4 protein-coding genes are annotated in these 6,000 nt (G+C 64.0%); all 4 read left to right on the forward strand.

Annotated elements, in window-relative coordinates:
* Nucleotides 1–629 precede the first annotated feature (629 nt).
* Nucleotides 630–2,264: a peptide ABC transporter substrate-binding protein gene (locus D477_RS04120; RefSeq protein ID WP_005267548.1), complete on the forward strand. Its 1,635-nt coding sequence runs from the start codon at nucleotides 630–632 to the stop codon at nucleotides 2,262–2,264.
* 134 nt (nucleotides 2,265–2,398) lie between these two features.
* A complete protein-coding gene (locus D477_RS04125; RefSeq protein WP_005267550.1) occupies nucleotides 2,399–3,325 on the forward strand; it encodes an ABC transporter permease in 927 nt (308 codons plus the stop codon).
* Nucleotides 3,318–4,274, forward strand: a complete 957-nt coding sequence (locus D477_RS04130; protein WP_005267552.1) for an ABC transporter permease — start codon at nucleotides 3,318–3,320, stop codon at nucleotides 4,272–4,274. The genes D477_RS04125 and D477_RS04130 overlap by 8 nt, the downstream gene beginning before the upstream one ends.
* The gene (locus D477_RS04135) at nucleotides 4,271–5,962 is read left to right on the forward strand and encodes a dipeptide ABC transporter ATP-binding protein (RefSeq protein WP_005267554.1); all 1,692 of its coding nucleotides are present in this window, start codon (nucleotides 4,271–4,273) and stop codon (nucleotides 5,960–5,962) included. Before D477_RS04130 ends, D477_RS04135 begins: the two co-directional genes overlap by 4 nt.
* Nucleotides 5,963–6,000: the final 38 nt, after the last annotated feature.

Raw genomic sequence — 6,000 nt, forward strand, 5'->3', positions numbered from 1 at the left:
CCCGCGGCCTGTCGGCGGTGGCGGTGGACCGGCCTGAACCTTCAGCTGGAGCGGCCAGCACCGGCCAAGCCGCTACAGCAAAAGAGTTCCGGGGCGACGCGGAACTCGCCGCCCCGGGACGACGCGGTTCGGCCCGCTGGAAAGGGACGGCCACCTCCAACACCGTTCGGGAGCGAAATCTGCTCTGCAAGCCAGAGTGGCAAGAGAGGAACGGTTACACTGATCCCAGACCCGGAAGGGTGAGTTGGCCATTGACGAAGGGCTGATCTAGATGTCCGCTTTCCAGCACAAACGGGTGGCAGCCGCCTCGACACCCACCTTGTTACAGGCCTAGGGCCCGCCATGCAGTTTTCAGCCTCCGAGGTTTCCAGCGCAGCATCTGCTGAATCGTTATGGCACACGGCTCATAGCCAAGTGTTCGCGTGTGGTTCCAGGGCGTCACCGCGGGAATTCCGCCGTGTGCGCAGACGAGACGTCCAAATTGCAACCGGCCACCAAAACACTTACTGTTACCCGGGTCACTCTTGCCAGTGGCCGTGATCTTTCGGCGCTACGGGAACCCGGCAGGCGCCCATCCTCCCGGCACTGCACTCCGCCGCGGGGAATCAATCGTTACCTGAGGAGGCGAAATGCGTTTCGCACGCACTTCGAAGCTGGTTGGCCTCGCTGCAATGGCAGCACTGGTTCTGAGCGCTTGTGGTGGTGGAGGCGGTACAGGCGGCGGCGATGGTGCTGACGCTTCGGCCGTCATCACGGCGAACAGCACAGAACCGCAGAATCCGCTCGTGCCCACGAACACCAATGAGGTCGGCGGCGGCCGCGTGGTGGACCTGATTTTCGAAGGCTTGATCAGCTATGACGCCTCCGGTGCTCCGGTCAACGAGGTAGCCGAGTCGATCGAGACGACGGACTCGCAGAACTACACCATCACACTCAAGCCGGATCAGACATTCACGAACGGCGACCCGGTGACGGCGAGCTCCTTCGTGGACGCCTGGAACTATGGTGCAGCCGCCGAGAACGCCCAGCTCAGCCAGTACTTCTTCGAAAGCATTGCGGGCTACGAGGAAGTCAGCGCCGAGGACAGCAAGGAAAACGAGATGTCCGGGCTGAAAGTCGTCGACGACCGGACCTTCACGGTGAAGCTTGCCCAGCCGGAATCCGACTGGCCGCTGCGACTGGGCTACACCGCGTTCTCACCGCTTCCCGAGGTTGCCTTCGAGGACATGGAAAGCTTCGGGGAGAACCCTGTCGGCAATGGTCCGTACATGCTGGCGGGCGAGGGGGCCTGGCAGCACGATGTCCAGATCGAACTGGTGCCGAACCCCGACTATCAGGGCACCCGCACACCGCAGAATGAAGGCATCACCTTCAAGTTCTACTCCGGTTTCGAGGCTGCGTACCAAGACCTTCTGGCCAACAACCTCGACCTGCTCGATACCATCCCGCCCAGTTCCTTGAAGAACTTCAAGACGGATTTGGGCGAGGGGCGCTACCTGGAGAAGCCGTATGCCGGCAACCAGACCATCACCATCCCGACCTATCTTGACGAATGGTCCGGCGAAGCCGGCGAGTTGCGCCGCAAGGCCATCTCACTGGCTATCAATCGTCCGGAAATCACGGAAGTGATTTTCTCTGGCGGACGACAGCCCGCAACTGAGTTCACGGCCCCGGTGATTGACGGCTACAGCGAAGAGATCGAAGGCAACGAGGTCCTGGAATTCAATCCTGAGAAGGCTCGTGAGCTGTGGGCCCAGGCCGACGAGATCGATCCGTGGGGCGACAAAGTCTTCACGATCTCGTACAACTCCGACGGGGGCCACAAGGAGTGGATCGATGCGGTAGCCAACAGCATCAAGAACGAACTTGGCATCGAGGCGCAGGGCAAGCCCTATGCGACCTTTGCCGAAGTGCGGGAAGTGGCCACGTCCAAGACCCTTGAAGGAGCACTCCGGACGGGTTGGCAGGCTGACTATCCGTCGCTGTACAACTTCCTCGGACCGCTCTTCGGCACCGGCGCCGGGTCGAATGACGGCGACTATTCCAGCAAGGAGTTCGACAGCAAGCTCCGTGAAGGGCTATCAGCCGCATCGCCCGAAGAGGGTTTCTCGGCCTTCAACGAGGCTCAGGAGATCCTGCTGCAGGACCTGCCCGCGGTACCTCTTTGGTACCAGGTCCGCCAGGTGGGCTGGAGCGAGAGCGTGGACAACGTGGATACGGCCTGGAACGGCGTCCCCGTCTACCACGAAATCACTCGCAAGTAATCAGTGCGGCCCGCGGGGCCCGGTCAAGCGGCCGGGCCCTGTGGGCCTGCTGCAATTCCGGCCGCAAGAGATCCGATTGGCGGAGGTCCGATGGCGATTTACGCGAACCCTGCACCCGGTGAGAGGGCAGGCTGATGGCCTGGTACATCTTCCGCCGGTTCCTGCAGATGATCCCGGTCTTCTTCGGCGCGACCTTCATGGTCTATTTCCTGGTGTTTTCGCTGCCCGGGGATCCCATCCAGGCACTCTTCGGCGACCGCGCCGTCAGCCCGGCCGTGGCCGCCCAGCTTCGGGAACAGTACAACCTGGACGAACCGTTCCTGGTCCAGTACTTCCTGTACCTGAAGAACCTTGTGACGTTCAACCTGGGCAATGACTTTTCCGGCCGGCCGGTCGCCGAAGTGCTGGCCCAGGTCTTCCCGGTCACGATCAGGCTGGCGGTCCTGGCCCTGGTCTTCGAAGCTGTCTTCGGAATTATCTTCGGCGTCATCGCAGGACTCAGGAAAGGCAAGTTCTTCGACGGGACCATCCTCGTTGCGTCCTTGGTTGTGATCGCGATACCGATCTTTGTGCTCGGCTTCGTCCTGCAGTTCCTCGTCGGGGTCAAACTCGGCTGGGCAAAACCAACGGTGGGTGCGGAAGCCGGGTGGTCGGACCTGCTCCTACCCGCAATGGTTCTGGGGCTGGTGTCGCTGGCCTACGTCATCCGCCTGACACGGACGTCGATCATCGAAAACATGAACGCGGACTACGTACGCACTGCCACGGCCAAAGGACTGTCCCGGCCTCGCGTCGTCGTCGTCCATATCCTGCGGAACTCGATGATCCCGGTGGTGACCTTCCTCGGTGCCGATCTTGGCGCCCTGATGGGCGGTGCAATCGTCACGGAAGGCATCTTCAATGTGCCCGGCGTGGGGCAGCGGCTCTACCAGTCGGTTCTGCGCGGTGAAGGGCCGACGATCGTCTCGATCGTCAGCGTCCTCATACTCGTCTACATCCTGGCCAACCTGGCTGTGGATGTGCTGTACGCCTGGCTTGACCCGAGGATCCGCTATGCCTGATTACCGCAAGGACGACATCGAGCACTACGTCGCGCCGCTCGAGGAGACGCCGCTGCAGGCGACGGACAAAGTGGCGGAGGATGTGCAGCCGCTGAGCCTCTGGGCGGAAGCGTGGCGCAACCTCCGCCGCCAGCCGCTGTTCATCGTTTCGGCGCTCCTGATCCTGCTGATCATTGTCGTGGCGCTGTTCCCGGGGCTGTTTACCCAGACCGCGCCCAACGCGAACTGCCAGCTGGCCAATTCCGACGGCGGACCGGCGCCTGGGCATCCCCTGGGGTTCACCGTGCAAGGGTGCGACGTCTACGCCCGGCTCATCTACGGCACGCAGGCTTCGCTGACCGTCGGCATTTTCGCCACCCTCGGGGCGCTGCTGGTAGGCGGCTTGCTCGGTGCCACCGCAGGGTTCTACGGCGGCTGGCTGGACTCGGTCATCGCCCGCATCGGCGATGTCTTTTTCGCGCTCCCGCTCATCCTCGGCGCGATCATCATCATGCAGCTGCCCTTCTTCCGGGAAAACCGCAACGTCTGGACGGTGGTCATCACGCTGGTGGTCTTCGGGTGGCCGCAGGTGGCTCGGATTACCCGCGGGGCGGTGATCTCGGTGCGGAACGCGGACTTCGTCACGGCTGCGCGGTCGCTGGGCGTTTCCCGCGCGGCCGCGCTGGTGCGGCACGTCATTCCGAATTCGCTGGCGCCGGTGATCGTCGTCGCCACGGTCAACCTGGGGATTTTCATTGTGGCGGAGGCGACCTTGTCCTTCCTCGGCATCGGCTTGCCACCGGATGTCATGAGCTGGGGGAACGATATTTCGGCAGCTCAGGTTTCGCTGCGGTCAAACCCTTCGACGCTGCTCTGGCCGGCCGCCGCCTTGTCCGTAACCGTGCTGAGCTTCATCATGCTCGGCGACGCCTTGCGTGATGCCCTCGATCCGAAAGCCAGGAAACGATGACGCAATTCCACGAGCTGGACAGTGGCGTACCGCTGCTGGAGATCCGCGATTTAGCCATCACGTTCAGCAGCGCGGGCGGGGACGTGCCGGCGGTCCGCAACGCGCATTTGACCGTGATGCCGGGGGAGACCGTGGCCATCGTCGGCGAGTCCGGCTCGGGCAAATCCACCACGGCACTGGCGGCCATCGGACTGCTGCCCGGCAACGGGCGGGTCAGCGGCGGCCAGATCCTCTTTGCCGGCGAGGACCTGAGCAAGGCCAGCGGCAAACGGATCATGGAGCTGCGCGGCAATTCGATCGGTATGGTGCCGCAGGATCCGATGTCCAACCTGAATCCGGTGTGGAAGATCGGGTTCCAGGTCAAGGAGACATTGCGGGCCAACGGGCTGCCGTCCGGGCCAGGGGACGTGGCGAAGGTGCTCGCCGAGGCCGGCCTGCCGGATGCCGAACGGCGCGCCCGGCAGTTCCCGCACGAATTCTCCGGCGGCATGCGGCAGCGGGCCCTGATCGCCATCGGGCTTTCCTGCCGGCCGCGGCTGCTCATCGCGGACGAGCCGACGTCCGCCCTTGACGTCACAGTGCAGCGGCAGATCCTGGACCATCTGGAAACGATGACTGCCGACCTCGGCACGGCGGTGCTGCTGATCACCCACGACCTGGGTCTGGCGGCCGAGCGCGCGCGCAAGGTCGTGGTGATGTACAAGGGCCAGGTGGTGGAGTCCGGCCCGGCGCAGGAGATCCTGAGCAACCCCCAGCATCCCTACACGCAGCGCCTGGTGCAGGCGGCGCCGTCGCTGTCATCCCGCCGCATCCAGTCGGCGCGGGCGGCGGGAGTGGTTTCCGGGGAGGTGCTGGCGCCCGCCGAGGGAAACGGGCCCGAAACCGACAATGTCATTGAAGTGCGGGACCTGACAAAGGTTTTCAAGCTGCGTGCAGGATTCGGCAAAACCACGGACTTCACCGCGGTCGACCGCGTCTCGTTTGCCATTAAGCGGGGGACGACGACGGCCGTGGTGGGGGAGTCGGGTTCGGGCAAGTCTACGGTCGCCCGCATGATCCTCAACCTGGAATCGCCGACATCCGGCCAGATCGTTTTCGACGGCGTCGACATGGCCGGCCTGTCGCGCGGCGAGCTGCTGAAGTTCCGCCGCCGGGTGCAGCCGATCTTCCAGGATCCCTACGGCTCGCTGGATCCGATGTACAACATCTTCCGGACCATCGAGGAGCCGCTGCGGGTGCACAAGGTCGGGGACGCCAGGAGCCGGGAAGCCAAGGTCAGGCAGCTGCTCGACCAGGTGGCCCTGCCGGCATCGGTGATGCGCCGCTTCCCGAATGAGCTCTCCGGCGGCCAGCGCCAGCGGATCGCCATCGCCCGGGCGCTCGCGCTGGACCCCGAGGTGGTCATCTGCGATGAAGCCGTATCCGCCCTCGATGTGCTGGTGCAGGACCAAATCCTGAACCTGCTGGCCGAACTGCAGCACGAGCTTGGCCTGAGCTACCTGTTCATCACCCACGACCTCGCCGTCGTCCGCCAGATCGCCGACCATGTCTGCGTGATGGAGAAGGGCAAGCTGGTCGAAGCGGGCACAACGGACGCCGTGTTCGACTCCCCGCAGCAGGATTACACCCGCTCCCTGCTGGCCGCCATTCCCGGCGCCCGGCTGGAACTGCCGCCCGAGGTGGCGTGAGCGGCTCGCCCCGGACGGAGAATACGCGTACGACGGCG

Source organism: Arthrobacter crystallopoietes BAB-32, from assembly GCF_000328305.2.
In the GTDB taxonomy this organism is placed as follows: Bacteria; Actinomycetota; Actinomycetes; order Actinomycetales; family Micrococcaceae; genus Crystallibacter; species Crystallibacter crystallopoietes_A.

Coding starts and splice junctions, on each gene's coding strand:
- D477_RS04130 (WP_005267552.1), top strand. CDS start 3,318: ATGCCTGATTACCGCAAGGACGACATCGAGCACTACGTCGCGCCGCTC.
- D477_RS04120 (WP_005267548.1), top strand. CDS start 630: ATGCGTTTCGCACGCACTTCGAAGCTGGTTGGCCTCGCTGCAATGGCA.
- D477_RS04125 (WP_005267550.1), top strand. CDS start 2,399: ATGGCCTGGTACATCTTCCGCCGGTTCCTGCAGATGATCCCGGTCTTC.
- D477_RS04135 (WP_005267554.1), top strand. CDS start 4,271: ATGACGCAATTCCACGAGCTGGACAGTGGCGTACCGCTGCTGGAGATC.